Raw genomic sequence first — 2171 nt, 5'->3', positions numbered from 1 at the left:
GATTTTGATCCCGTCAACATCATGAACGCCATCGAAGCCGCCTTCAAGGACGTCAAGCACGAGGTCAGCCCTGAGGACCGCCAGCAGATCCGGGGTATGGCCCTGACCGTTCAGTCCGAGATCACCGATCGTTACACCAACCCGGTCAAGATCGAAGACATCCAGACCCTGGTCGAGCACGCGCTGGTCAATGCCCACCTCTACGAGATCGCTCGCTCCTATACCTCCTACCGTCTCGACCGTGACATTCAGCGGGCCAAGGCCACTGATGTCAACGAGGCTGTTCACCGCCTGACCAGCAAGGACGAGACCCTGGTGCGGGAGAACGCCAACAAGGATGCCAACGTCTACGCAACTCAGCGTGATCTGCTGGCCGGCGCAGTCTCCAAGGCCTCAGCCTTCGCCATGCTGCCCAAGGATGTCTCCAACGCCCATATGAAGGGCGACATCCACTTCCACGACGCGGACTACTCGCCCTTTACAGCCGAGACCAACTGCTCACTGCCTGATTTCGGCGACATGCTGGCCCATGGTTTCGAGCTGGGCAACGCCATGATGGACTCGCCCAAGTCCATCGGTACGGCCGCCACGCAGATCACCCAGATCATCAAGGACATCGCCGGCTCCCAGTACGGCGGCCAGACGGTCAACCGTTGCGACGAGATGCTGGACAAGTACGCGCGTCTGGACTACAAGAAGAACTATTCCATGGCTGAGGCCGTCCTGCCGGACGAGGAGCCCATCGATGTGGCCAAGGATGTCGTCCGAGGACTCAAGGCCAGGGAGGCCGATTGGCTCCACCTGGACGATCGTGCCCCTATCGGCGAGGACGCCCCCTTCGACCTGGACGCTCCGCAGATTGTTCGGCTGCGCCAGGTCTATGCCAAGATCCTGACCCGCAAGAACATCTACGATGCCATGCAGACCATGGAGTACCAGATCAACTCCAACCGTGTATCCAACGGCCAGACCCCCTTTGTCACCGTGGGCTTCGGCCTGGGCACCTCCTGGTTCGCCCGGGAGATCCAGCGCGCCATCTTCCTGATTCGTATCCGGGGACTGGGCAAGGACCGCCACACCGCCATCTTCCCTAAGCTGGTCTTCACCATCAAGCATGGTCTGAACGCGGACGAGGGCGATCCCAACTACGACATGAAGCAGCTGGCCCTGGAGTGCTCGACTAAGCGCATGTACCCTGACGTGGTCTTCTACGAGAACCTGATTAAGATCACCGGCTCTTTCAAGGCCCCCATGGGTTGCCGCTCCTTCCTGCAGGCCTGGACCAACCCCGAGACGGGCGAGGATGAAGAGGACGGCCGCATGAACCTGGGCGTTGTCACCGTCAACATCCCCCGCATTGCTCTGGAGTCCCGCGGCGATAAGGATCGCTTCTGGAAGATATTCGACCAGCGCATGGAGGTGGCCCATCACGCCCTGCAGTTCCGCATCATGCGCTGCAAGCAGGCCACGCCCATCAACGCTCCCACCCTCTACCAGTACGGCGCCTTCGGCAGGCTGAAGCCGACCGACAGCGTGGACACCCTCTTCCGCAACAGTCGCGCCACCGTTTCGCTGGGTTACATCGGCCTCTACGAGGCCACCAGCGTCTTCTACGGCAAGGACTGGATGAAGGACCACAGCTGGGATCCGGATGGCAAGGAATTCGCCCTGAGCATTGTTCGCCGGATGAACCAGCTCTGCAAGCAGTGGGAGAAGGCTGAGGGATACCACTACTCGGTCTACTCCACCCCGGCCGAGTCGCTGACTGACCGCTTTGCCCGGATGGACAAGGAGAAGTTTGGTGTAGTCGACGGCGTGACAGACCACGACTTCTACACCAACAGCTTCCATTACCCGGTCTGGCTGCGGCCCACACCCATGGAGAAGCTCAGCTATGAACGGGACTTCCCCTATCTGGCCTCGGGCGGTTTCATTAACTACTGCGAGTTCCCCTCCATGCAGCAGAACCCCAAGGCCCTGGAGGCGGTCTGGGACTACGCCTACGACATCGGCATCGGCTACTTGGGCACCAACACGCCCATCGATCACTGCTTCGTCTGTGGATACGAGGGCGACTTCGAGCCCACCGAGGAGGGCTTCAAGTGCCCCGAATGCGGCAACGACGACCCTGACAAGTGCAACGTGACCAAGCGCACCTGCGGTTACCTGGG

1 protein-coding gene is annotated in these 2171 nt (G+C 60.7%); it reads left to right on the top strand.

Annotation, left to right across the window (positions count from 1 at the left end):
- A partial coding sequence (nrdD, locus tag AC0AP0_RS12490; protein WP_490430720.1) for an anaerobic ribonucleoside-triphosphate reductase occupies nucleotides 1–2171 on the top strand: 2171 nt, incomplete at both ends.

The organism is Bifidobacterium sp. POST2/T3 (B1) (assembly GCF_058197115.1).
Note: the sequence above shows the minus strand (reverse complement) of the source record. Positions and strands in the feature narration are given on the sequence as shown.